Raw genomic sequence first — 25,541 nt, 5'->3', positions numbered from 1 at the left:
AACCATCTATTTTTGTGCGATAGATTCTATTAATTATCCCTCCGTATTGCCTATAGTAAATATAATTCTCCATTTGTAATCTTGGATAAAGAAATAACATTTTTCACTCTACAACCTTTGTGTCGCATATATTTTGGTATATTGAGTCTATATTTATTTTATTGCTAAGGGATTGGGTAATTTTGAAAATAATTAACTTATTAAGCTATATGGCTTTAGTATTTATGATAGGGTACATCATTTACGGTGTGATTATGATGGTTGGTCAACTTATGGGCTTAACTGAATATGAGCACCAACTTGCGATAGTAGGTCTTTGTGTCATTTTATTAGGTGATTTAACGAAAAATGATTTATTTAAATTTACTACTCTTGCAGGTGGCGTATACCTTGTATTAATTGGCTAACTATCGTCTTAAAAGCTCATTTAATATTGTACAACTACATCAGAAACTCATTTTCAACTTAAAAAACTCCACACTTATAACCTAGCTAAATTTGGAAAAAGGGTAGCGTGAACATAGTCAATAACACGATGTTTGTGATAAACAAGAAAATATTTAAAAAGATTTTAGAATTTAGGAGTAAACATAAAGCATTAAACATTAATGTGAAGAATAATATAAGAGCGCCTGGCCAATACCATAGGCTAAAGAAAGTGTGGCGATATAAATCGGTAAATAACGAAGAATAGACAATAAAAAGACATACAATAGTTAAAAAAACCGATAATAGATTAATAAAATTTAATGTTTTCATTGGTGTTCCTTTCTAAGATGAAATGGGAGTTGACTAAAAGTCTAATATAATTTCAAAGACCTCGACTTCGTGGGCTCACCATTGATAAATTGTAGATAATTTTTATATAAATATTTCAGACTTTTTATTCTACAACTTTTTGAAAAGTGTTTGTTTTAATACTTAATTTATATTATCTGTGAAATTTTACGCTTTTACAAGCTTAAATTGTCACAATTAATCAAGTGAATAATTAAATTTTTGAGAGAATTTTAAAATTTTTTAAGCGTTTTCACATAATTGTTACATGCAAACGAGAAAAAGTATGGTATTTTATAGTTAAACAAAGAAATTCATTTTATCCACGAGCGCTCAATTGATAACAATTTATCAATTTGGCGCACACTTTTTATATAAAAAGACCAAGGTAGAAATCTCAAACGATTTCTATCTTGGTCTTATAATTTTATGTACGAAATATGCGAATTATTTTGTAGCTAAGTCGATGATAAATTTAACAATTTCAATAATACCTGAAATGATTGACATTTGGAATTACCTCCTTATTAAATGTTATCTAAAGTATAACGTTGAAATATCGATAAAAGGACGTTATTTCCTAAGTTAATGAAAGCGCTTCGTAAGTGTTGGATTGGGGACGAAAAATCACATTTTTTCATGCCTAGTTGCTTATTTTTTATAAATATAAGCAAATGCAAGCTCACAAAACTATTCCTAACGTCCTAGGAGATTGACATTTATTCAATATTTTCTTATATTGTATTTATTACGTCTAAAATTTACATAGGTTTGTATCAGGCAATTGTGCAAGGTGTGCTCATCATTGTGCAATTGAAGGGTAAGACATGTGTAGCTAAAACATACATATAAGGTAGCTTGAAAAAGTATTTACATATTAATTAAATGCGTTCATAAAGAAGCCTGCAATAGTTAGTGAAACCTCTCATTATAGGGATAAAACTAGACTATTGCAGGCATTTTCTTATATTGTTAATACTATAAGCACTATGAAAATTAAAAAGTTTTAAAACATGGAGGAGCGGCAATGTTAAGTTCAAGTTTATTACTGATCTTATTTTTCGTAACGCTTGTCATTGCAGTGTTAAGTGGAATAATATTTTTAATTCCATCTGTTCCTGTAAAATACATACGTTTACATTTAACTTTACTCTTATTACCTGTCATTGTAGGAGTTATCGGATTAATAACAGTAAATGGCAGAGAAGTCGTTGGTGTATTTGCATTAGATAAACTCGCTTGGCTAGTGGGTGTCTTCGTCTTAGCTTTAGGTTTTATTATTCAAAAGTTCTCAACTCGATATTTACTTGGTGATCGCAACTATCGTAAATATTTTCCTTTATACACTTGCACGACGATATTTGCGTCAATTGGCTGGCTAAGTAATGATTTACGTTTAATGGTCGTTTGTTGGGGGCTTACATTATGGTGTCTGACTCAACTGATTCGACTTAACCAATCATGGAAGGTGCCGGCAGAAGCTGCAAAGGTTTCAGCACGCTCATTTATTATTGGCTGGGGGGCATTGCTTTTAGCAGTGGTTGTCTTTTACATAGGTACCGGGGAGTGGGTCATTGATCCATCACAAGACTATGACAACGTCATGAGTTATGGTTTGAAACTCATTATCGATTTATTACTTGTACTTGCTGTGATTATTCCAGCAGCGCAATATCCTTTCCAAAGTTGGTTAATTGAATCCGTTGTAGCACCTACGCCAGTATCGGCCATCATGCATGCTGGTATTGTGAATGCTGGAGGAATTATTCTTACACGATTTTCACCAGTGTTTGATAATAATATCGCTTTAACTGTACTGTTAGTTATTTCTAGTATTTCAGTACTTATTGGTTCAGGAATTAGCTTAGTACATGTGGATTATAAACGTCAGTTAGTGGGCTCAACGATGAGTCAAATGGGCTTTATGCTCGTGCAATGTGCATTAGGTGTTTATTCGGCAGCAGTTATTCATTTGATTTTACACGGTGTGTTTAAAGCGACATTATTCTTACAATCAGGTTCTATCGTCAAACGTTTTAATATTCCAACACCACCAAACGTGAAACGCTCATATGCATGGACGGTGTTAGGTAGAACTCTTGCTATAGTCATAGCAGTTATCTTTTTCATTATGAGTGACCACACGTCGTATACATTAATTAGTGCGTTTATTCTTGCATGGTCATTATCTGTATCTTGGAATCAACTCGTAGCCCTTAATAGAGGGGTTATGGGTCGCGTAATTGGCATAGCTATGCTCATTATCGTAGCAGTAGTTTACGTGGTGACACATCAAATATTTGTGAGTCTTTTACATAATGTCTATATGATTACATCACACCCACCATTAGTAAGTGTGATGATTTGTATAGCCATCCTTGTGCTAGGTAGCATATTTAGTATTTGGGTAGCACGTCGTCGTGATTCAACAGCTTTTGCGAAAGTATATCTATGGCTCGTTAAGATTGGAGAAGCAAAATTTAAATCTGTTGAAAGCCATCCTAACTATTTGAAAAAATATTTATAAGAGGTGAAACCTTACATGACTATAACTAAATATAATATTGAAGATACTGTTAAATCGGCACGTCGTGTGATTACACCACTTTCACCTATTTCAATATTTGCAGCACGTAACCCCTGGGAAGAAATGGAACACCAGACGTTCGATCAAGTAGCCCAATGGTTTAAACATGTGCGTGACATTGATTTATATCCAAGCCATGCTTCTGTGATGACTGCTTTGAAAAATGGCGAAATCGACAAAACTCTCGTTGAAGAAGAACTTAAACAAGCAGTTCAATCATACGAGACTGCAGTGCCACAAGACCATATTGACACTTATTGTAAAAACGCAATGCGTATTCAAGATGTACCAACCGATTTAATTACTAAAGAAGCGTATTTAAAAATAGAAGTATCAAAACTTAAAAGTGTATTTGAAAACGAACCATTTAAATATGCACGTTCAAAAAGTGCTAACGCCTTTAATGCTAAAGGTGAATCGCTTATGGATGAGTTAAATACACATATAATTAAATGGTCAAAGCTTTATTTAGATAATTTTCAATCAAGTTGGACGATGCCTAAACGTGAAGAAGGATTTTACATAGGGTGGTTACATTTAGCGCAACATGATCCTATGTTGACTAAGACACAACGTAAAATGGTCAAAACATTGCCCAATGATTATAGAGAAGCATTAATTATGGCGTTAAATCATTTAGATATCGCGGAAGATGAACGTGAATCATATTTAACAGGGCATCTATTATCTTTACCAGGTTGGGCCGGCATGATGTATTATCGCTCCGAACAACGTGAGCGAGAAGCGGATTTATTAACACAATATTTAGCTATCCGTTTAACAATGGAATGTATTCTATTAGATACTGAAAAAATGAGTCGCCCGGCAGTCTTAAATGTCGAAAGACGTATTAAAGAATTAGTAAGTAAGTGGCTTTACTATGGAGAAATGTCTATTGATGAATGGGCATCAATGAGTATTTCGGATCAAATTGAACATTTAAGCTTTGCGCATGACTTTAACCCACTTTACTTTAAAAAATTATGGCTTGAAGCATGGGAAGAAACACATGAACGTAAACTAGTAGAAGATATATACGATAACTCTAATGCTCAAGAGAAACCCTCTACACAAGTGCAATTAGCATTTTGCATCGATGTGCGGTCAGAACCGTTTCGTCGTCATTTAGAAAGTGAAGGACCATTTGAAACGATTGGTATTGCAGGATTCTTCGGTTTACCTATTCGCAAAGAAGTATTAGATGAACAGTTTAGTCATAACTCTTTACCAGTTATGGTGCCACCTGCTTACACAATTAAAGAATATGCAGATCGTCATGCCCTAAATACTTATAATCAACAACAGAACTCAGTAACGTCTATGTTTTATACATTTAAATTGATGAAACATAATGTTTTGCCAAGTTTACTTTTACCAGAACTCAGTGGACCGTTCTTAAGTTTAAATACGTTAGCCAGTACACTAATGCCAAAGAAAACGGGCAACTTTGTACGTAAATTTACTAAGAATTGGTTGAAAAAACCCGAAGCTAAGTTAACAATTAATCGTGAACATGGCGCGTATGGAAATTTACCAGTCGGTTTTACTGAAGAAGAACAAGTTACCTTTACAAAACAGGCGTTGCAACTTATGGATTTAACTACAAATTTCGCACCATTAATCGTTCTCGGTGGACATGGTAGTCAATCCAATAACAATCCATATCATGCCACATTAGAGTGTGGCGCCTGTGGTGGTGCTTCAAGTGGTTTTAACGCTAAGTTACTTGCGATGATGTGTAACTTGCCCCATGTACGAGAAAGCTTAAAAGCTGAAAATATTACTATTCCAGATGAAACAGTGTTTGTCGCGGCTGAACATAAAACATCAGTCGACGAATTAGAATGGATTTATATGCCAGAATTAACGCCTGAAGCACAACAAGCATTTAACACGTTAGAAGAAGCGATGCCACGAATTAGCTATAAAGCGAATTTAGAACGATTAGCGCAACTTCCAGGGTTAGATCAAGGACATGTAAAAGATCCTATAGCTGAGGCACATCGTTTTGCGAACGACTGGAGTGAGATTCGTCCAGAATGGGGACTTGCGCGTAATGCAGAGTTTATTATCGGACAACGTCGAATTACTGAGGGAACAAACTTAGAAGGGCGTGCTTTCTTACATAATTATGATTGGCGAAAAGATCCTGATGGTCAAATACTAAATACAATTATTTCAGGACCTGCACTCGTAGCTCAATGGATTAATTTACAATATTACGCCTCAACGGTAGCGCCACATTTTTACGGAAGCGGGAATAAAGCGACACAATCGGTAACTTCAGGCGTAGGTGTAATGCAAGGGAATTCGAGTGACTTACTAGCAGGATTACCTTGGCAATCTGTTATGGCAGCAGATAACAAAATCTATCATTCACCTATTCGACTCTTAGTAGTGATTCAAGCGCCAGACAGTTACATTAAGGATTTGCTAGAGAATAATATTAAATTTAAACAGAAAGTAGATAATCACTGGGTACGTTTGGCAAGTATCGATGAGCATGACAGTTGGAAAGATTGGTAGGGAGTTTGGTTTTTCCGAAAATAGTGATAAAATAAGTTTAATCTATCAATAGGAGAATTATGATTACCATGGCTAAATCTAAAGGCGCTTACGAAGCAGAAATTAGTACAGCAATCACGCAATGGGAAAAAGACTTTCTCGGTCGAGGTTCCCTATCGGTCAAAACGGACATCTTACGCGATATGATTATCGTCAATTTACAAGGTGTATTAACGCCTGCAGAATATCGTGTATGTGAAACGCAAGAAGGTTTACTGAACATTAAACGTACACGTTCAGAACTTGTCGAATCAGGGCAAGACGACTTAATGCAACTGATATTAGATATTACAGACATTAGTGTGAATAGCTTCCATAGTGATTTAAGCACGATTACCGGAGAGCGTGTGATTGTGTTTAAATTAGAGGATAACTTTGAAAAGACTTTGTAAAACTAAATAATTAACCTTATGGGGCGAGACAATGAAATCTTTGAACAGTATTAGATTTCTGTCTGTGCCCCATTTTATTTACTAAGCGAATTTTGACGATTTAGTGTACAATTTACACAAAGACATGATGAGAGTTAATAGAATCGTATGTTAGTATAGTAAGTCAATTGGAAATTTTTAACGATTTAATCATTATACGTAAAATTAAACGATGTTTTTATCCTTATTAATGTTTTAATATAGAGAAATAAACGAAATTAGAAATTGGTGAAGTAATATGAAACAGAAGAGAGAATTTGCACCATCGATAACCGTTCCCATGTTTATCGTAGGGCTACTTATTTTTATTTTTGCAGCTTTGAATGTAATCTGGAACACGTGGATTATTCAAAATATAGATTTAGCGTCATTACATTGGGTTACAGAACAATTTGGTAAGCCACAACGACATTTCCAAGGGAATATTTGGCATAATTTTATTACATTTTGTGCTGAAATTGGTGAAGTTAAATCTATTTTATACATTACAGCATTTTTAGCCCTCATCTTGCTTTTTAAAAACTATAAACTATCTATTTGGCTAATACTTAGTATATATACTGGCACGTTATTAAATTATTTAATTAAACAAATGGTAGAGAGACAACGCCCGTATAATCATTTAATACGTGACCATGGATTTTCATTCCCTAGTGGACACTCTAACGCAAGTACATTACTAGCGCTTACCTTACTTATTGTCATTATACCGATTATCAAAAGTAAAGCGTTAAGACTGATTATTAGCCTAATCACCGTCATTATTTGGCTAGGCGTATTATGGTGTCGAGTGTATTTTCATGCTCATTATATTATAGATGTCGTAGGAGGCGTGTCGCTAGGTATGTTGTGGATAGCATTGTATCTAATGATCATTCCGTTGTTTTATCTTAATTTTTCCAAAAAGCCTGAGAATAGTAGGTAGTTCAAAGTCATTTGAAAAATAAGGAAAGATGGCGATGATAGAAGAGCCTACATTAGTGTTAGGTGGCGGCATTACTGGCATTGCTTGGCAAGCTGGCGTGTTGGCCGGATGACTAGAGAATGATGTGAACATGGACAAGACGGATAGTGAGAGTGAAGCAGAAGTTGGTAATAATATTTAAAACCCAGAGAACATTATTAAAGTGGGAAATATGGGTTGTCGCCAAAGCCTTTCACTCGCCCAGCGTATTCACAAAGAATATAACGAGTGGGTAGATTAATTTTCAATATTTAAGACGGTTGGCAGTATAAAAAAATTATTGTTTGAAAAGGGAGAGATACTCAATGAAAGTCAAATCGCCACATCCAATTCATCTTACAGGCACACGTGACGAAGCGGTTTTATTACTACATTCGTTCACAGGGACAATTCGTGATATTAAACCATTAGCTATTGTCCTTAATAATCAAGGCTATACGTGTTACGCCCCTAATTATAGAGGGCACGGTTTGCCATTAGATCAATTTGTTCAATTTAACGTTGATGACTGGTGGGACGATGTCTTAGCTGGGTATGAATTTTTAAAAAATGAGGGCTATAAAACGATATATGCCACTGGCGTCTCATTAGGTGGACTATTCACTTTAAAATTAGCAGAAACAGTCGAAGTTGCGAAAATAGCGGTCATGTCTGCACCAAGTGAAAAGGACGAAGCGGGTATTGTATGGCGAATGGAACGTTATGGTCAACGTATGAACCAATTGCTCAATTTAGATGAAGCTGAAGCGCATAGACAACTAAGTATGATTGATGATTATCGTTCTAGTATTACTAAGTTTAAACACTTTATTTCAAATATTACGTCACATTTAGAAGATATTCGTACATCTGCTAGAATCTTATATGGGGAAAAAGATGAAGCCTCATACCAAGAAAGTGCGCATTACATTTTTGAGCATATTAATAGTAATGATAAGGAACTATCAAGTCATCCGTTAAGTAAACACCTTATGACATATGGCGAGGGTAGTGACAATGTTGAACAAGAAATTGTTGAGTTTTTCAATTCAAAATAATTAAAATACTAAACAGGTCTAAGCATATAAATTAATAGTTCAGACCTGTTTTTATTTGGCAATAAGCATAAATGAACACACATTTTATACATCCCAAGTTAGCTATTTATATCTCTTAAGATGAATTTTTACACATATTGCACTTTAGACTAAGACATGATAAAGTAGTACTTAATTGCATAAACGCTTTAACGCGTTAAAGGGAGTGAATTTAATGAGTAGCCAATCTGAATGGAAGACGTCGACAGGATTTATTTTGGCGAGTGCTGGTTCAGCGATAGGACTAGGCGCAATGTGGAAGTTCCCATATATGGCTGGCATTTACGGAGGCGGCGCATTCTTACTTTTATTCTTATTATTTACAATATTTATAGGATTACCGCTATTAATTATGGAATTTACAGTAGGTAAGATGGGACGAACTTATACTACTAAAATATATAGTAAGCTAACAGGTAAAAAGTGGCTGAATATTATTGGATGGAACGGGAATTTAGCCGTATTTATTTTATTTGGTTTTTATAGTGTTATCGGTGGATGGATTATTATTTATCTTGGAAATGTTATTTTACAAATATTATCAATTGAGGAAGCTTCATTGACAAGTATTAACTTTGAAGCAATTATTAGCAATCCTTGGTTAACTGTTTTAGGACAAGGTATCTTTATCTTTTTAACAATGATTATTGTAATGTTAGGTGTTGAGAAGGGGTTAGAGAAAGCTTCAAAAGTAATGATGCCTCTATTATTTGTTTTTTTAATTATCGTAGTTATTAAATCTTTATCTTTAGACGGTGCGCTAGACGGCGTGCGCTATATTTTACAACCTAGATTAGAAGATATTTCAATGAAAGGTGTATTATTCGCATTAGGTCAATCATTCTTTACACTCTCATTAGGAACAACAGGGATGATTACGTATGCAAGTTACGCCCCTAAAGAGATGACAATTAAATCATCCGCTATTTCAATTGTCATTATGAATATTTTAGTATCAGTATTAGCTGGATTAGCTATTTTTCCAGCATTACAGTCATTTGGATATGAACCGCAAGAAGGCCCTGGCTTATTGTTTAAAGTCTTACCTTTAGTATTTAGCCAAATGGGCTTCGGTAATGTCTTCTATTTTATATTCTTGATACTCTTCTTATTTGCGGCTTTAACGTCATCAATTTCGCTATTAGAGCTTAACGTTTCTAACTTTACGAAAAACGATAACACGAAACGTAAGCCGATTGCGTTAATCGCTAGTGTATTAGTCTTTATTATCAGTATTCCAGCGACATTGTCGTTCAGTAGTTTAAGTGGCATTACATTTGGAGCTGGTACAATTTTTGATAATATGGATTTCGTGGTTTCTAACATACTCATGCCATTAGGTGCATTAGGTACTACATTAGTAGTGGGTCAATTGTTAGATAAAGAAGCTCTGAAAGAAAGTTTTGGTAAGGATAAATTTAAATTATTTGCGCCATGGTACTTTTTAATTAAATTCATCATGCCGGCAGTGATTATACTAGTGTTTGTCGTTCAACTATTTTAATAAAAATAAAGTGGAAGCTAAAGTGCATTGTGGGAATATTTTATCCTACTTCAATGCGTTAGCTTCCACTTTTTATAGTCAATTCTCTTTTTATTTGAAAAGGGCGTTTAAATAATCACGTTCAGTTTCTAATAATTCGATATAGTCTTCTGACATAATTTCTTTACCGATTTCTATATTTTTAGCGTTGATGAACGTAGCTAATTTATGGTTTTCTTCTGTAGAGTCAAAGAAAGTAAGCGATTGTTTAATCATTTCACTTTCTGAATATAAAATTAATGTACGACCATACACTAAATCTTCTTTACTTCGTTGGTAAGAAGCTTCTAAAAAGTCATATATTTTATCGCCTTCATTATATTCAAACGCGACGTTAACGTCTCCGTGCACTTTATCGGCAATATTTGAAAGTCTAGATTTTTCTGCAGGATCTTCCGGTTTGAATTGGTCTCTAATATATTCTTTCCATTTACCAATTTCAGTATTAATACTTTGTTTTAATTCTTCATCTTCATTGTTATCGTCGAATTTTCCGACTAATTGTTTCAATTCATCAATATCCATTAAATCGTCTTTTTTAATATTACTCGCTTCAAATTCTTCATAATGATGATTTTCATGTGTAGACATTGCGTTTCCCCCTTATACATACTTTACTTTTTATTCCTTTAAATTTATTATTTAAAACATTTCAAAACAGTATTAAGCGAGCCACTAAGCGATGACAATGATAATTCAATTATAATTTTCGCACAAAAAAACTGTCGTCCTAGCTATATAACTAGGCGACAGTTTTTATGCAATATTACATGTTCTCAAATCTTACATCGTGTTTATGTAACTCTTTCATTACTTTTTCAGGAATTGAAGAGTTATTAATTGAAACATTCTTAAATGTACAGTCCTTAATTTTTATACCATCTAAATGACATAAATCTAATGCTACATTTTCAAAAATAACTTTCTTAAACACCACGTCTTTAAACGTCACGTTACGTAAACTACAATCTTTAAAGTAACTATGTTCAATTGTTAAAGCGTTAAATTGGCTATCATCAAATGTAGTCACACTAAAGTCTACTTTGCTTATTAAGGTCTTAAAGAAATTAATGTTTACAAAGATACTGCTATTAAAATCACAACCAATAAATTTAGAATTAGAGATTGCATTTACATTCTTGAAGATACCTTCAGAGAAGTTACAGTTTTTAAAGCGACCTTTATTTACTTCTAATTCATCATACATCGCATTTCTAAAGTTACTATTACTGTAGTTTAAGTTTTTATATTGCTCGTTCGTAAAAACGGATAACGATAAATCTGCCTTTGAGGTCATTATATATACTCCTTTATAGTGTTGTTTATGAACAGTCATTGCCCATTTCTCGCATAGTCATCATTATTATGGTAACACGAGCGCTAAGGTAAACGATAGTTATTAAGTTGCTCCTTATTTACTAAAATTTTTACGAAAAATGTAAGGTTTAGCATTTTGCAATCATAAACCGGATAGCGTATAATCCATAGTGTTTAAGTATGGATTTATGAGGAAATGAATATTATATACAGAAAGTGGGTTATATTCAGGCGAAAGGGAGCGTACTGAATGATAAATTATGATTGCATATGACTTAATAGGACAGACGCCACTTGTATTGTTAGAAAGCTTTAGTGATGAAAATGTTCGAATTTACGCTAAGTTAGAACAATTTAATCCAGGTGGAAGTGTAAAAGATCGTTTAGGTAAGTATTTAGTAGAAATTGCTTTAGAAGAGGGCCGTGTACAAGTCGGTGACACGATTGTAGAGGCGACTGCTGGTAATACAGGTATTGGATTAGCAATTGCAGCTAATCGGTATAATTTAAATTGTGTGATTTTTGCGCCTGAAGGATTCTCACAAGAAAAGATTTCGATTATGCGCGCATTAGGTGCTAAGATTAAACGTACAGCGAAAGATAAGGGCATGATAGGTGCGCAACAAGAAGCGAGTGCTTATGCCGAAGCAAATGATGCTGTATATATGAATCAATTTGAAACGACACATAACCCGGCTGCTTATACGCATACGTTAGGTAAACAATTGACCGATGCTTTGCCACACATCGATTATTTCGTGGCTGGAGCGGGCTCAGGTGGTACGTTTACTGGTGTGGCGCAACATTTACGATCATTTAACGTTAAGAATATTATCGTGGAACCAGAAGGCTCAGTGCTCAATGGTGGTGAAGCACACGCTCATGATATAGAAGGTATTGGCTCTGAGAAATGGCCGGTATTTTTAGATAAATCATTAGTGGATGATATTATTACTGTAAGTGACAAGCTCGGTTTTGAAAATGTAAAACGCTTAGCGCAACAAGAGGGTTTACTTGTAGGAAGCTCCTCAGGTGCAGCTTTACAAGGTGCTTTAGAAATTAAAAAACGCATCGATAAAGGTATTATTGTAACCATTTTCCCAGACGGTAGCGATCGCTATATGTCTAAACAAATCTTTGACTACAAAGGAGAATAATTATAATGAAGAAAAAAACGCAAATGATTCACGGTGGACATACTACGGATGACTTTACAGGTGCAGTAACAACGCCAATTTATCAAACTAGTACTTATTTACAAGACGATATCGGTGATTTACGTCAAGGGTATGAATATTCTCGTACTGCTAATCCAACACGTACCTCAGTAGAAAGTGTCATTGCTAACTTAGAGAATGGTAAACATGGCTTTGCCTTTGGTTCTGGTATGGCTGCAATTAGTGCTGTTATTATGTTATTAGATAAAGGTGATCATCTTATTTTAAATTCTGACGTCTACGGTGGGACTTATCGTGCATTAACAAAAGTCTTTACACGTTATGGCATCGATGTAGATTTCGTTGATACAACACACATTGAAGAAGTTAAATCTTACATCAAACCAGAAACTAAAATGTTATATGTGGAAACACCTTCAAATCCACTATTACGCGTAACTGATATTAAACGTACAGCAGAAATTGCAAAAGAACATAACTTAATTTCTGTTGTAGATAATACATTTATGACACCTTATTACCAAAACCCATTAGATTTTGGTATTGATATCGTATTACATTCAGCTACGAAATATTTAGGTGGTCATAGCGACGTGGTAGCCGGCTTAGTTGCGACAGCTGATGATGAGTTAGGCGAACGATTAGCGTTCATTTCTAATTCAACTGGTGGGGTACTTGGGCCTCAAGATAGCTATTTATTAGTGCGTGGTATTAAAACACTAGGATTACGTATGGAACAAATTAACCGTAATGTGGAAGGTATTGTTGAGATGTTACAAAGCCATCCTGCCGTACAACAAGTCTTCCATCCGATGATTAAAGAACACTTAAACCATGATATTCACGCAGCTCAAGCTAGTGGACATACGGGTGTTATTGCTTTTGAAGTAAAAGATACAGAAGCGGCAAAACAATTGATTCATAAAACACATTACTTCACTTTAGCTGAAAGTTTAGGTGCAGTGGAAAGTTTAATTTCAGTACCTGCCTTAATGACTCATGCGTCTATTCCACCAGATGTACGTGCTAAAGAAGGTATAACTGACGGCTTAGTACGTCTATCTATCGGTATTGAAGATACGGATGATTTAGTTGAAGATTTAAAACAAGCAATCGATTCATTAAACAAATAATAAATTAGATTTTATTATTAAGAGAAGTGAAGATATTAATAATTTGTGATTTAGGAAACCTATAAATGGGGTTCCAACCTTGTCGGGGCGAGACGATGAAATCTTTGGAGTTAAATTAGATTTCTGTCTCGCCTCTTTTTTATATTTAAGAGTAGGTTATATTATATTGAATTCTGAATTATGCGTTAATTTATATAGTTTCAATTTTATAATTAGTACATTAAAACTTCATAAATATGTAATCAAATTGAAATGGAATATCATAAAGAAATATATTAATTTTATATAAGTAGGAAACTTGATCGGACGGAACACAAATAATTATGATAAGTGTCTAATACAACACGATTAAAATGGTGAGTTAACCAAAACAACTATACGCTTAAGGAGGCGCTTTGTATGAAGAAAAAACTTCTTGCGACAGCAATTGTAGGGACAGGTGCATGTAGCGTACTATTTGCACATCAAGCTGAAGCATCAACAACACACACAGTTCGAAGTGGAGAATCATTATGGTCTATTTCGCATAAATATGGTATCACAGTATCTCAATTAAAATCTTTAAATGGCTTATCATCGAATCTTATTTTCCCAAATCAAGTATTGAAGGTGTCTCATTCATCTAGTCCATCTAGATCATCAAATCAATCATCTTACAGTGGTTCGAGTAATACATATACAGTAAAATATGGAGATAGTTTGTCTTCGATCGCTAGCCGTTATGGCACTACATACCGTCACATTATGAATTTAAATGGACTAAATAATTTCCTGATTTATCCAGGACAAAAATTAAAAGTCTCAGGCACAGCGAGCGTTTCTACACCTAGACCAACGACAACCCAAACATCAAGTTATTATAATTCACCTAAGTTTAGTCATAGTAATTTATATGATTGGGGCCAATGTACATGGCATGTGTTTAATCGTCGTTTAGCTGTTGGCAGAGGTATTAGCACATATTGGTGGAACGCAAATAACTGGGATGACGCGGCTTTGAGCGATGGATATCGAGTAGATTACCGTCCAGAAGTTGGGGCTATTGCCCAATCAGATGCAGGATACTATGGGCATGTTGCTTTTGTAGAAAGAATCAATAGTAATGGTAGTATTTTAGTTTCAGAAATGAACTTTAGCGCAGGACCAGGAATTACAACATATCGTACAATTTCGTCATATCAATTACGAAATTATAAATTTATTCATTAGTATAAAATAGGCATACAAAGAGATTTCAATTAAAGTCCTCTTTGTATGCCTATTATTTTAGAATTGATTTTCTAGTAAATTTTTATTGGAAGTTATAGTCTTCTTTAACTTTTCTAAAGCTTGAAGCTAAGCGTGTGACATTAATAATAAATGAAGTAAACGCTGCTAGTTTACGGAATTTACGTGGTGATTTCATTGAGACTACAAAGTCGATAATCGTACCTACTGCGCTTAAGCCTAATGATAAATATACTAAGTTTTTATTTTTAGCATCAAATTTAATACCATTATAGCCATCAACGATAAATCCGGCAGTACTTACTAAACTTGAAAAACGTGCTAATCCTGATTTTTTTGCCATGAATAAAACCCTCCGAACAATTTAATGGACTAGGACATTGTATATCTTTCTATTAAGACACCGATAAATGGTCCTTTTGAAGCAAGAACTACAACGAGGTTGAGACACTGTCCATCACTTTCCTAAAGCATAAACCATCAATGTCTCGGTCTCATTAATTCTATCTACAATCTAAATAGCTTTGTCCTAATCCTAATTTCAATTTTATAGTAGTTCACTAAAATAGAATTAGATTTAGTTTTCTTCTAATAATATATGTTAACATCATACTAAATTAAGTTATTTTTTTGAAGTCATAATATTTAAAAAGGAAAGGGCGATAGATGTGATTAAGTGCGTGTGTTTAGTTGAAGAAAGAGAAGATCAAATTTTATTAGTGCAAGTACGCAATAGGGAGAAATATTATTTTCCAGGTGGAAAGATTGATGAAGGGGAAACGCAATTAGAAGCGATTCAAAGAGAAATTAAAGAAGAATTGCAATTAGAATTTTCACTCCAAGATTTTACATATATAGGTACAGTAGTAGGAGATGCTTACCCACAACCAGATACTTTAACCGAACTTAATGGTTTTACAATAAATAAACAAATTGATTGGGATAATGTGAAAATTGATCATGAAATTACAGATATACGTTGGTTTGATAAGAACGACACCGCTTTAATAGCACCAGCTGTAGTAAAATGGATTGAAACATTTTCTAAAAATCCACAGTAAAAAATTTATAATGATATGTGAGGTTCGGGAGTGGAACAGAAATCTAGGGAGTGAGACAGAAATCTAGGGAGTGGGACAGAAATCTAATGTAATTTCAAAGATTTCGTCGTCCCACCCCGGCAAGGTTGACTAGAAATGAAGAAAGTGAGGCTCGAACACATCTTTATTTCAGACAACTACTGCCATAACTAAAGGCTAAACCATTTTTTTATTAATGGCTCAGCCTCTAGCACACAAGTTATGAACGTCTTAGTCTCTACGCCTGATAAACGAAGCTTCAACAGTAGAATGGACGGTAGGTTTCATCATAAAATTGTAAAAAGTGAAGAGCATCGATAGAAACCTTTGAATAGCCTTAGTTTTCTGTCGACGCTCTCTTTTTATACTATGCTTCATTTTCAGAAGAAGGGTCAGTATTATTAATATTTTGTTGGTTAAACTTAGGATTTTTAATTAATATGGCAGTAATCCAGGCAGTGATTGGAATACTGATAGCTACTGCAATACCACCTAACAGAATAGAAACGAATTCTTGTGCGAAAATCTTGGAATTGATAATATGACCAAACGAATAATGCAGTTGAAAGAACCAAAAGAATAAGGTTAATTGCCCGCCAAAATAAGCTAAATAAATCGTATTAGCTGATGTGGCCAAGATTTCTCTACCTACTCTCATGCCAGAATGAAACAACTCTGTACGCGATAATTGAGGATTTGTTTCACTCAATTCATACATTGGTGAACTAATTGTAATCGTTAAATCAATAACGGCAGCAATGACTGCTAAAATAATAGTAAAAATTGAGAATTGTACCATATTGATACCTATATTCATTGAAAAAATATACGTTTCATCTTGTTGTTCAGTCGCAAATCCTTGTAAGTGACCAATATTTACTGATAAATAAATAACTAAGATTAAAATAATTGTCGTTGTTATTGTGCCAATGAAGGCGGCTTTAGTCTTGATATTATAACTATTTAAGATAAATAAATTACATGCCGCGATAACTATACAAAAGATAAATGACACGAGGTAGATGGGTGTACCTAACATAATAAATACAATACTAATAATTAGGATAATAAAATTTAAAAAGAGCGTTAAATATGAGATTAACCCCTTTTTCCCACCAAAAATAAGCATTAAAATTAATAATATTAGTGCTAACAAAACGATTGAGTTCATCGTGTCACACCCTTCCATTTAAGCCATAGCACCATTAAACCTATTGTTACCGGCATAGTCAGTACGATACCAATACCCCCCGTTAAGGCTCGTGCAATTTCTAAAGACCAATTCATCGAAATAGTATAGGTAAAGGTATTAGCGTTTTTCAAGTAAATTAAAAACATCGCTAAACTGCCTGATAGATATGAAAAAAGTAAGATATTAGTCATCGTACCCATAATATCTTGGCCGATATTACGTCCAGCAAGTGCCCAACGTGAGATAGAGATATTAGGCGTTCGTTGTAATATTTCATACATACCACTAGATATTGTAATTGCTACATCCATGACTGCGCCTAATGAACCAATTAGTACCGAAGCTAAAAAGACTTCTTTAGGTGGTAAAGTTAAGAAACTCATTGTTTCGTATTTAATACCCGATCCACCAGTAAGCACTATAATAAGCTGAGTAATACCTATACATAGAAACGTCCCAATCAAGGTACTTATCGCTGTAATCCACGTTCTTATATGAAGCCCCGTGACTAATAATAGAGTGACTATCGTAGAAATAACGATACCTCCACTCATCAATAAAAACAAATTTATTGAGGGATGATGATTGTGGATGGCGATTGCTGTAATAACGGTAGCGGTATTGAATACTAGAGATAGGATAGATTGAAGCCCTACATTCCGACCTACAAATAGTAGGACCATAATAAATATACCGACGATAGCCACAGTCAGGCTATCACGTTTTTTTTCTAAAATTGTAGCGTCTTTCGGACTATGTTGAATGTGCAAGAGTACCTTATCATTAGTATTAAAGCGTTCAGAATCTGCTTGAGATTGAACATATGTATTAGTTAGCGTAGTACTTTGATTTTTAAACTTACCATTGAGTATATTTAAAGTTAAACGTTGTTTATATTTTAAATCAGAATTATGATGTTCATCTGTTATTTTATGTGCTTTACTTGTTTCTACATGAGTCACCTTACCTATAGGAGTATTATAAAAAGACGCATTAAAAAAAGTAAAAATGAATGATCCTATCATTATCACTGCAATAATCGCGATGAGCCAATTCATAACACTATAGTGTAAAAGCGCGTGTCTCTTTTTATTCATGAATACTAACCCTCATTTACTTTTTAATTTCTCCCCTTATTATGACAGAATGATTATACGCTTCTAGTTACGATGATTCAAACAGTAACTATGTAGCCTCAAGAACGTAACAATCGATTATTTTAATGATAATAATTAATGATATGTTGTGACTTTACTGAGTAGCTGTTGTATTAAATTTATAAAATTAAGAATATCTGCTTTTTTATTATCTTTATTAGCAACAATCGCAAATGAGCGTTTGAGTTCTGTATGGGCTAATGAAATATCGTGTAATTGATGATTTATATCGGAAAGAGAAAGATAGTCTGGTGCTATCACATAGCCTCGTTGTTGCTGAATAAGATAGTGCGCTAGCGTTTCTGTTCCTAAGGTGCGAACAGGCGTCTTAAGTACACTGTTTAAACGGCGCTCTATACTGCTTGCCAATGGTTTTAAAGTATATAATCGTTGTTCTGCAAATTGTACCAAAGGTGGTTGGACTGTTAAAGCCATGGTATCATCCTTAGGAACATAAATATGATATGTTTCTTCGAATAATGGTTTTAAAGACAAGTTAGGGTTGCGTTGTAATTCAGGCGTTAACTCGACTAGACCCGTGTCAATTAACCCAGTGTGTAAGGCATCTATAATAGCTGAGGTTGTCATTAGCGAAGGGATAATTTTGCTATCATAGTCACGTTCAAACGTTTGAATTACTGCCATCATCATGTACGAAGCATAACTTTCTTCAAATCCAATATTAATTATACGTGCATTTTCAAGATTTTGTTGCTGAAAAAGGGCTACCGTCTCGTCTAATTGTTCTAAAATTTGGGTAGCCTGATTTAATAATGCCTTACCTTGTGAGGTTAAATAGATATTCCTTCCTTGTCTATTGAATAAAGTAACTTGCAGTTCTTGTTCTAACAATGTAATTTGTCTACTTATAGCTGATTGCGCAATATTTAATTCTAATGCCGCCTCCGAAAGATGTTCTCGACGAGCTACTTCAACGAAATATTTTAGCTGTTTTATTTCCAAACTAATTCCTCCGAACTGTGTGTAGATTCTTGTATGCTATAAACCTTCTAATTATTAGAACAGTCTCATCTATTTAATATATTGTTCAGATAGTTATTTTACATTATATTAATTATTATTAATAGTAAATTTTCTGAAAATTCTTAAAAGGAGTGGGCATCATGTTTGATGAAGAATTAAAAAGAGGACTATATGACTACCGTGAGGAACATGATGCATGTGGTATTGGATTCTACGCCAATATGGATAATTTAAGATCTCACGATATTATAGAAAAGTCGTTAGAAATGTTACGAAGATTAGACCATCGAGGCGGGGTTGGTGCCGATGGAATAACTGGCGATGGCGCTGGTATTATGACGGAAATTCCATTTAGCTTCTTCGCACAACATGTCAATCTTAACTTACCTAATGAAGGAGACTATGCTGTAGGTCTTTTTTTCTCTAAGGAGAAGATTGGCGGTTCACGCCATGAAGTGCAATTTAATCGCTATTTTGAAGATGAAGGTTTAAAGGTCATTGGCTATAGGGATGTGCCGGTTGATACACAAGCGATTGCACCACATGTAGTAGCAACAATGCCGTATATTCAACAAGTTTTTATAGATTTAGCATCGCATCCAACACCTGTAAAACAATTATTTTTAGCTAGAAAACAAATCGAATATTATGCAGAAACTCAAGATTTAGAACTATACTTCACAAGTTTGTCGCATAAGACTATCGTTTATAAAGGTTGGTTACGCTCAGATCAAATTAAAAAATTGTATTTAGACCTAAATAATCCGCTTTATCAATCGAAGTTGGGACTCGTACACTCAAGATTTAGTACTAATACATTTCCAAGTTGGAAACGTGCGCATCCTAACCGTTTATTAATGCATAACGGCGAAATAAATACTATTAAAGGCAATGTAAATTGGATGCGTGCACGTCAACGTCAATTAATTAAAACTTTATTTGGTGATGAGCATTACAAGATTCAACAAATTGTAGATGAAGATGGTAGTGACTCAGCTATCGCCGATAATGCTTTGGAATTCTTATCTTTAGCCATGGAACCTGAAGAAGCGGCTATGTTACTTATGCCAGAACCATGGCTATATAACAAATCTAATGATGCGCACATCCGTGCATTTTATGAATTTTATAGTTATTTAATTGAGCCTTGGGATGGGCCAACAATGATTTCGTTCTGTAATGGGGATAAAATTGGTGCGCTAACAGACCGTAACGGCTTACGTCCTGGACGCTATACTATTACTAAAGACAACTTTATTGTTTTTTCTTCTGAAGTAGGGGTCGTGGATGTATCAGAAGATAATATTGCTTTTAAAGGACAGTTAAATCCAGGGAAATTATTATTAGTCGACTTCAAATCGCACAAGGTTATCGAAAATAATGAGCTAAAATCCCGTATAGCGCATCGCCATCCATACCAACAGTGGCTTGAAGACTATAAAATTGATTTGAGATTAGATCAAACTATATATAATCAATCTTTATTAGCATCACAACAACTCTTTAAATTACAACAACAGTTTGGTTATACCAAAGAAGATATCAATAAATATATGACTGATTTAGTAGTAGGTAAAAAGGATCCTATTGGAGCGATGGGCTATGATGCGCCACTTGCCGTGTTAAATGAGCGCCCGGAATCGTTATTTAATTATTTTAAACAATTATTTGCACAAGTAACGAATCCACCTATTGATGCATATCGAGAAAAGATTGTAACAAGTGAATTATCTTATTTAGGTGGCGAAGGTAATTTATTACGACCTGACCCATCAGTGTTAAACCGTATCCAACTATCAAAGCCTGTTTTAACACTTACACAACTAGATAAGATTAAGCATAGTCAGTTTAACGTGAAACATTTATCTACTATTTATCATGAAGATTTAGAAATAGCATTAGAACGCATAGGCGCTGAAGCAATTCAAGCAACACGTGAAGGCTATACTATTTTAGTACTTGATGATAGCAGTCTTATAACTAATATGGCTATTGGAGATGTAGAGAAACCACGCTACGCCATGCCTATGTTATTAGCTATTAGTCATATCCATCAATTATTAATTAAAGAAGATTTACGTATGAAGACAAGTTTAATTGCTTTATCAGGTGAAACGCGTGAAGTACACCATGTCGCTTGTTTACTCGGTTATGGCGCCAATGCGGTTATTCCATACCTAGCACAACACACTATTGCACATTTAACTGATAGCGGCCGACTTAAAGGTATCATTGCCGATAATGTTAAAACGTACACCGATGTACTGTCTGAAGGTGTAATTAAAGTTATGGCGAAAATGGGTATTTCGACAGTGCAAAGTTATCAAGGGGCTCAAATATTCGAAGCGGTAGGTCTATCGCAAAGCGTTATCGATAAGTATTTTACAGGTACACAATCTAAGTTGTCGGGCCTTAACATTCAACAAATTGATAGTGAAAATAAAGATCGTCAAAATAAACAAGCACAATATTTAGAATCAGGTAGTACATTCCAGTGGCGTCAACAAGGGCAACACCATGTATTTAATCCAACTACTATTCATTTATTACAACATGCTTGTCGAGAAAATGACTATCAACAATTTAAAGCTTTTACTAATGCAGTTCATAACCATAGAACGGATCATTTACGTGACTTATTAGAATTTAAGGTACAACAATCAATTGATGTTAGCGAAGTGGAATCGATTGACTCCATCGTCAAAAGGTTTAATACCGGCGCAATGAGTTATGGTTCTATTTCAGAAGAAGCACATCAAACACTTGCTCAGGCGATGAATCGATTAGGTGGAAAAAGTAATAGTGGTGAAGGTGGAGAGAATCCTAAACGTTATGAGATTCAACCAGACGGTAGCTCACTAGCAAGTGGTATTAAACAAGTAGCTTCTGGGCGATTTGGGGTAACAAGTGATTATTTACAACATGCACGTGAACTTCAGATTAAGGTGGCCCAAGGCGCGAAACCTGGTGAAGGGGGACAACTACCAGGTACAAAAGTGTATCCTTGGATTGCCGAAACACGCGGTTCAACACCAGGTATTGGGTTGATTTCACCACCACCGCATCATGATATTTATTCAATTGAAGATTTAGCGCAGTTAATTCATGATTTAAAGAATGCAAATAAAGATGCAGATATTGCAGTGAAATTAGTTTCTAAGACCGGTATAGGTACTATTGCTTCAGGGGTAGCTAAAGCCTTTGCCGATAAAATTGTAGTTAGTGGTTATGACGGAGGTACTGGAGCTTCACCTAAGACAAGTATTCAACATGCTGGTTTACCGTGGGAGCTCGGTTTAGCTGAAACGCATCAGACTTTAAAATTAAATGGCTTACGCAGTCGCGTACGTTTAGAGACTGATGGTAAGTTACTGACAGGTAAAGATGTTGCTCTAGCGTGCGCACTAGGAGCAGAAGAATTTGGATTTGCGACTGCACCACTTGTAGTATTAGGTTGCATTATGATGAGAGTGTGTCATAACGATACATGTCCAGTAGGGGTGGCTACGCAAAATAAAGACCTTAGAGCACTGTTCAAAGGGAAAGCAGAGCATGTCGTTAACTTTATGCACTTTATAGCTGAAGAATTAAGAGAAATACTTGCTTCACTTGGCTTAAAGACTGTTAAAGAGTTAGTAGGTCGGACAGATTTATTACAACGTGAGAGTCAAATTAATCCTAACTCAAAAGCGGCATCACTCGGTATTGAGAAGCTATTACATCAAATTGAAGGACCGAATACTAAAGAAATCAGTCAAAATCATCACTTAGACAGTGGTTTCGATTTAAATTATTTATTTAAAGATGCTAAACAAAGTATTGAAGATGGACGAAAATTTGAAAAAAGTTATGTGATTAATAATGAGCAACGGGATGTTGGAGTCATTACAGGTAGTTATATTACGCAACAGCATGGTAGCAAAGGATTGCCACCACAAACTATTACTGCTCATACGTCAGGGCATGCTGGTCAAAGTTTAGCAGGCTTTGCGCCGACAGGTCTATTCATTCATCATACTGGGGATGCGAATGATTACGTTGGAAAAGGACTTTCAGGAGGTACAGTAGTTGTCAAAGCACCAAATTCACCACGAGAGAACGACATTATCGTAGGAAATGTATGCTTCTATGGTGCTTCACGAGGCAAAGCCTACATTAATGGTAAAGCTGGAGAACGTTTCTGTATCCGTAATAGTGGTGTCGATGTTGTTGTTGAAGGTATTGGGGATCATGGTCTGGAATATATGACAGGGGGACACGTGATAATACTAGGAGATGTAGGTAAGAACTTTGGTCAAGGTATGAGTGGCGGAGTTTGTTACATTTTCCCAAGTGATATTAAACAATTTAAACGTATTAATACATTGCCGACACTAGCGTTTAAGAAAGTAAGTCATAAAGAAGAAAAAGAATTGCTTAAAAGCATGTTAGAAGCACACTATCGCTATACACAAAGTACGAAAGCTAAAGCTATTTTAAATCGCTTTGGAGATGTAGAAAATAGTGTAGTAAAGGTTATACCAAAAGATTATGAATTAATGATGCAAAAAATCGAATTACAACATCGTCGTTTGCCTCAGTTAGATGAAGCGAAACTGGCAGCTTTTTATGATGAACGTACGTCAATTGATCAAGACTTACAGCCAGCAGTTATATACTAAAGGAAGGAGTACACTGTAATGGGCGAATTTAAAGGGTTTATGAAATATGAGAGACAAACACTATCCGAACTATCATTAGTTGAACGTATACAGCACCATAAAGCGTTTCAACAATGTTTTTCACGTGAAGATGCTTCAGTACAAGGTGCAAGATGCATGGACTGTGGTACGCCATTTTGTCAGACAGGGCTTCCTTTTGAAAGGGAAACTATTGGCTGTCCATTAGGCAACTACATTCCTGAATGGAATGACTTAGTTTATCATCAAGACTTTAAAGAGGCTTACTACCGATTAAGTGAGACTAATAATTTTCCAGACTTTACAGGACGCGTATGTCCAGCACCATGTGAAAATTCATGTGTAATGAAGATTAATCGCGAAGCAGTAGCGATTAAAGGGATTGAACGGACAATTATTGATGAAGCATTTAATAATGAATGGGTTAAACCAAAGAAACCGGCTAAACGTTTAAAACAATCAGTGGCTATTGTTGGAAGCGGTCCATCTGGACTTGCAGCGGCTGACGAATTAAATTTTAAGGGTTACCAGGTAACGGTATTTGAAAAAGCGGCAGAACCTGGTGGTTTGCTAATGTATGGTATACCTAATATGAAACTAGACAAAGCTGTAGTTCGTCGTCGGATTCAGTTGATGACAGAGGCGGGCATAGTATTTAAAACGGGTATTAACATCGGGGTGGACATCTCACGAGAAGAACTCGAACAACGATATGATGCCATCATTTTGTGTACAGGTGCCGAAAAAGCAAGAGATTTACCATTAGAAGGACGTATTGGCCAGGGTATACATTTTGCGATGGACTATCTTACTGAACAAACGCAATTGCTAAATGGTGAAATTGATAAACCAACGATTACAGCGAAAGATAAAAACGTTATTGTGATTGGCACAGGGGATACCGGCGCAGATTGTGTGGCTATGGCTTTACGTGAAAATTGTAAATCTATCGTACAATTTGATAAAAATAGTAGACCACTTGAAGCAAATACCTTTAAAAGTAATACTTCCTGGCCTTTAGCGTTACCTGCCTTCAAGATGGATTATGCACATAAAGAATACCAAACACGCTTTGGTAGAGAGCCACGCGCTTATGGTGTACAAACCATGCGTTATGATGTCGATTCTGTCGGCAATATTCGTGGCCTCTACACTCAAATATTAGAAGAAACATCAGATGGTAAGGTCGTAATGGATGATACTGAAAGACATTGGCCAGCGGATTTAGTACTTTTATCAATTGGTTTCGAAGGTGTGGACTCAATACTTCCAAAAGCATTTGATGTGATGACAAAACAAAATAAGATTGTTGCAAACGATACGGATTACCGTACCAACCAAGAGAAGATTTTCGCGGCAGGGGATGCACGTAGAGGTCAAAGCTTAGTGGTTTGGGCTATTAAAGAGGGACGTGCCGTGGCTCAATCAGTGGATAAGTACTTAAAACAACGAATCTTAGTATAAAATAGATTTTAAAGAGCTAAGATGATAAAAAAATTGTATAATTTATAAAATAAAAAGGTTGACTTCCAATGGATAAAACTGTATGATAGTTATTGTGTTTATTGGAGGAATACCCAAGTCCGGCTGAAGGGATCGGTCTTGAAAACCGACAGGGCCTTAACGGGCCGCGGGGGTTCGAATCCCTCTTC

20 protein-coding genes are annotated in these 25,541 nt (G+C 35.1%); 13 read left to right on the top strand and 7 right to left on the bottom strand.

Going from position 1 to position 25,541, the window contains the following annotated elements; all coding sequences use genetic code 11:
- Positions 1-182: 182 nt before the first annotated feature.
- Entirely contained in the window at positions 183-407 is a 225-nt protein-coding gene (locus tag CD147_RS01400; protein WP_103165668.1) for a hypothetical protein, read from the top strand.
- A gap of 817 nt (positions 408-1,224) precedes the next feature.
- Here CD147_RS01400 and CD147_RS12530 read toward each other — a convergent pair.
- Complete coding sequence (locus tag CD147_RS12530; protein ID WP_103165687.1) at positions 1,225-1,287, bottom strand: alpha family phenol-soluble modulin; 63 nt, start codon at positions 1,285-1,287, stop codon at positions 1,225-1,227.
- A 517-nt stretch (positions 1,288-1,804) separates the two neighbouring features.
- Here CD147_RS12530 and CD147_RS01390 point away from each other — a divergent pair.
- The 6 genes from CD147_RS01390 to CD147_RS01365 all read left to right on the top strand — a co-directional run bounded on the left by CD147_RS01390 (position 1,805) and on the right by CD147_RS01365 (position 9,904).
- Complete coding sequence (locus tag CD147_RS01390; protein WP_103165667.1) at positions 1,805-3,304, top strand: NADH dehydrogenase subunit 5; 1,500 nt, start codon at positions 1,805-1,807, stop codon at positions 3,302-3,304.
- 15 nt (positions 3,305-3,319) lie between these two features.
- Entirely contained in the window at positions 3,320-5,890 is a 2,571-nt protein-coding gene (locus tag CD147_RS01385; protein WP_103165666.1) for a DUF2309 domain-containing protein, read from the top strand.
- Between the two features lie 68 nt (positions 5,891-5,958).
- Positions 5,959-6,321 (top strand): Na-translocating system protein MpsC family protein, encoded by a 363-nt coding sequence (locus CD147_RS01380; RefSeq protein WP_103165665.1) that lies wholly within the window; start codon positions 5,959-5,961, stop codon positions 6,319-6,321.
- A 277-nt stretch (positions 6,322-6,598) separates the two neighbouring features.
- Entirely contained in the window at positions 6,599-7,285 is a 687-nt protein-coding gene (locus CD147_RS01375; RefSeq protein WP_103165664.1) for a phosphatase PAP2 family protein, read from the top strand.
- A gap of 344 nt (positions 7,286-7,629) precedes the next feature.
- On the top strand, positions 7,630-8,361 hold the full coding sequence (locus tag CD147_RS01370) for an alpha/beta hydrolase (protein ID WP_103165663.1): 732 nt from the start codon (positions 7,630-7,632) through the stop codon (positions 8,359-8,361).
- 214 nt (positions 8,362-8,575) lie between these two features.
- The gene (locus CD147_RS01365) at positions 8,576-9,904 is read left to right on the top strand and encodes a sodium-dependent transporter (RefSeq protein WP_103165662.1); all 1,329 of its coding nucleotides are present in this window, start codon (positions 8,576-8,578) and stop codon (positions 9,902-9,904) included.
- A gap of 90 nt (positions 9,905-9,994) precedes the next feature.
- On the opposite strand, the gene CD147_RS01360 is transcribed toward CD147_RS01365, so the two are convergent.
- Together CD147_RS01360 and CD147_RS01355 are read right to left on the bottom strand one after the other, a co-directional pair.
- Positions 9,995-10,534 (bottom strand): hypothetical protein, encoded by a 540-nt coding sequence (locus CD147_RS01360; RefSeq protein ID WP_103165661.1) that lies wholly within the window; start codon positions 10,532-10,534, stop codon positions 9,995-9,997.
- 175 nt (positions 10,535-10,709) lie between these two features.
- Positions 10,710-11,240: a pentapeptide repeat-containing protein gene (locus tag CD147_RS01355; protein WP_103165660.1), complete on the bottom strand. Its 531-nt coding sequence runs from the start codon at positions 11,238-11,240 to the stop codon at positions 10,710-10,712.
- A gap of 280 nt (positions 11,241-11,520) precedes the next feature.
- On the opposite strand from CD147_RS01355, the gene CD147_RS01350 reads away from it, so the two are divergent.
- The 3 genes from CD147_RS01350 (at position 11,521) to CD147_RS01340 (ending at position 14,780) form a co-directional block, all read left to right on the top strand.
- The gene (locus CD147_RS01350) at positions 11,521-12,417 is read left to right on the top strand and encodes a PLP-dependent cysteine synthase family protein (protein ID WP_103165659.1); all 897 of its coding nucleotides are present in this window, start codon (positions 11,521-11,523) and stop codon (positions 12,415-12,417) included.
- A 5-nt stretch (positions 12,418-12,422) separates the two neighbouring features.
- Positions 12,423-13,571 carry a bifunctional cystathionine gamma-lyase/homocysteine desulfhydrase gene (locus tag CD147_RS01345; protein WP_103165658.1) on the top strand — a complete coding sequence of 383 codons (1,149 nt, stop codon included), beginning with the start codon at positions 12,423-12,425 and terminating at the stop codon, positions 13,569-13,571.
- A gap of 399 nt (positions 13,572-13,970) precedes the next feature.
- Positions 13,971-14,780, top strand: a complete 810-nt coding sequence (locus tag CD147_RS01340; RefSeq protein ID WP_103165657.1) for a LysM peptidoglycan-binding domain-containing protein — start codon at positions 13,971-13,973, stop codon at positions 14,778-14,780.
- Between the two features lie 82 nt (positions 14,781-14,862).
- On the opposite strand, the gene CD147_RS01335 is transcribed toward CD147_RS01340, so the two are convergent.
- Positions 14,863-15,141 (bottom strand): hypothetical protein, encoded by a 279-nt coding sequence (locus tag CD147_RS01335; RefSeq protein WP_103165656.1) that lies wholly within the window; start codon positions 15,139-15,141, stop codon positions 14,863-14,865.
- Positions 15,142-15,466: 325 nt separating this feature from the next.
- Here CD147_RS01335 and CD147_RS01330 point away from each other — a divergent pair, with 325 nt between their 5' ends.
- On the top strand, positions 15,467-15,859 hold the full coding sequence (locus CD147_RS01330) for an NUDIX hydrolase (RefSeq protein ID WP_103165655.1): 393 nt from the start codon (positions 15,467-15,469) through the stop codon (positions 15,857-15,859).
- 385 nt (positions 15,860-16,244) lie between these two features.
- Here the strand turns inward: CD147_RS01330 and CD147_RS01325 are convergent, their stop codons facing one another.
- The 3 genes from CD147_RS01325 to gltC form a co-directional block, all read right to left on the bottom strand.
- Positions 16,245-17,048, bottom strand: coding sequence for a YibE/F family protein (locus tag CD147_RS01325; RefSeq protein ID WP_103165654.1), 804 nt, complete (start codon positions 17,046-17,048; stop codon positions 16,245-16,247).
- Positions 17,045-18,166 carry a YibE/F family protein gene (locus CD147_RS01320; RefSeq protein WP_103165653.1) on the bottom strand — a complete coding sequence of 374 codons (1,122 nt, stop codon included), beginning with the start codon at positions 18,164-18,166 and terminating at the stop codon, positions 17,045-17,047. Before CD147_RS01320 ends, CD147_RS01325 begins: the two co-directional genes overlap by 4 nt.
- A gap of 135 nt (positions 18,167-18,301) precedes the next feature.
- Complete coding sequence (gltC, locus tag CD147_RS01315) at positions 18,302-19,189, bottom strand: glutamate biosynthesis transcriptional regulator GltC (RefSeq protein WP_174694346.1); 888 nt, start codon at positions 19,187-19,189, stop codon at positions 18,302-18,304.
- Positions 19,190-19,350: 161 nt separating this feature from the next.
- Here gltC and gltB point away from each other — a divergent pair, with 161 nt between their 5' ends.
- Together gltB and CD147_RS01305 are read left to right on the top strand one after the other, a co-directional pair.
- Entirely contained in the window at positions 19,351-23,871 is a 4,521-nt protein-coding gene (gene gltB, locus CD147_RS01310; protein ID WP_103165651.1) for a glutamate synthase large subunit, read from the top strand.
- Between the two features lie 18 nt (positions 23,872-23,889).
- Positions 23,890-25,353, top strand: a complete 1,464-nt coding sequence (locus CD147_RS01305; protein WP_103165650.1) for a glutamate synthase subunit beta — start codon at positions 23,890-23,892, stop codon at positions 25,351-25,353.
- Positions 25,354-25,541: the final 188 nt, after the last annotated feature.

Source organism: Staphylococcus devriesei (assembly GCF_002902625.1).
In the GTDB taxonomy this organism is placed as follows: domain Bacteria; phylum Bacillota; class Bacilli; order Staphylococcales; family Staphylococcaceae; genus Staphylococcus; species Staphylococcus devriesei.
Note: the sequence above shows the minus strand (reverse complement) of the source record. Positions and strands in the feature narration are given on the sequence as shown.

Excerpts from the sequence above, each read along its gene's own strand:
- CD147_RS01390 (WP_103165667.1), top strand. The coding sequence starts at position 1,805 with ATGTTAAGTTCAAGTTTATTACTGATCTTATTTTTCGTAACGCTTGTC.
- CD147_RS01385 (WP_103165666.1), top strand. The coding sequence starts at position 3,320 with ATGACTATAACTAAATATAATATTGAAGATACTGTTAAATCGGCACGT.
- CD147_RS01380 (WP_103165665.1), top strand. The coding sequence starts at position 5,959 with ATGGCTAAATCTAAAGGCGCTTACGAAGCAGAAATTAGTACAGCAATC.
- CD147_RS01375 (WP_103165664.1), top strand. The coding sequence starts at position 6,599 with ATGAAACAGAAGAGAGAATTTGCACCATCGATAACCGTTCCCATGTTT.
- CD147_RS01370 (WP_103165663.1), top strand. The coding sequence starts at position 7,630 with ATGAAAGTCAAATCGCCACATCCAATTCATCTTACAGGCACACGTGAC.
- CD147_RS01365 (WP_103165662.1), top strand. The coding sequence starts at position 8,576 with ATGAGTAGCCAATCTGAATGGAAGACGTCGACAGGATTTATTTTGGCG.
- CD147_RS01360 (WP_103165661.1), bottom strand. The coding sequence starts at position 10,534 with ATGTCTACACATGAAAATCATCATTATGAAGAATTTGAAGCGAGTAAT.
- CD147_RS01355 (WP_103165660.1), bottom strand. The coding sequence starts at position 11,240 with ATGACCTCAAAGGCAGATTTATCGTTATCCGTTTTTACGAACGAGCAA.
- CD147_RS01350 (WP_103165659.1), top strand. The coding sequence starts at position 11,521 with ATGATTGCATATGACTTAATAGGACAGACGCCACTTGTATTGTTAGAA.
- CD147_RS01345 (WP_103165658.1), top strand. The coding sequence starts at position 12,423 with ATGAAGAAAAAAACGCAAATGATTCACGGTGGACATACTACGGATGAC.
- CD147_RS01340 (WP_103165657.1), top strand. The coding sequence starts at position 13,971 with ATGAAGAAAAAACTTCTTGCGACAGCAATTGTAGGGACAGGTGCATGT.
- CD147_RS01335 (WP_103165656.1), bottom strand. The coding sequence starts at position 15,141 with ATGGCAAAAAAATCAGGATTAGCACGTTTTTCAAGTTTAGTAAGTACT.
- CD147_RS01325 (WP_103165654.1), bottom strand. The coding sequence starts at position 17,048 with ATGAACTCAATCGTTTTGTTAGCACTAATATTATTAATTTTAATGCTT.
- CD147_RS01320 (WP_103165653.1), bottom strand. The coding sequence starts at position 18,166 with ATGAATAAAAAGAGACACGCGCTTTTACACTATAGTGTTATGAATTGG.
- gltB (WP_103165651.1), top strand. The coding sequence starts at position 19,351 with ATGTTTGATGAAGAATTAAAAAGAGGACTATATGACTACCGTGAGGAA.
- CD147_RS01305 (WP_103165650.1), top strand. The coding sequence starts at position 23,890 with ATGGGCGAATTTAAAGGGTTTATGAAATATGAGAGACAAACACTATCC.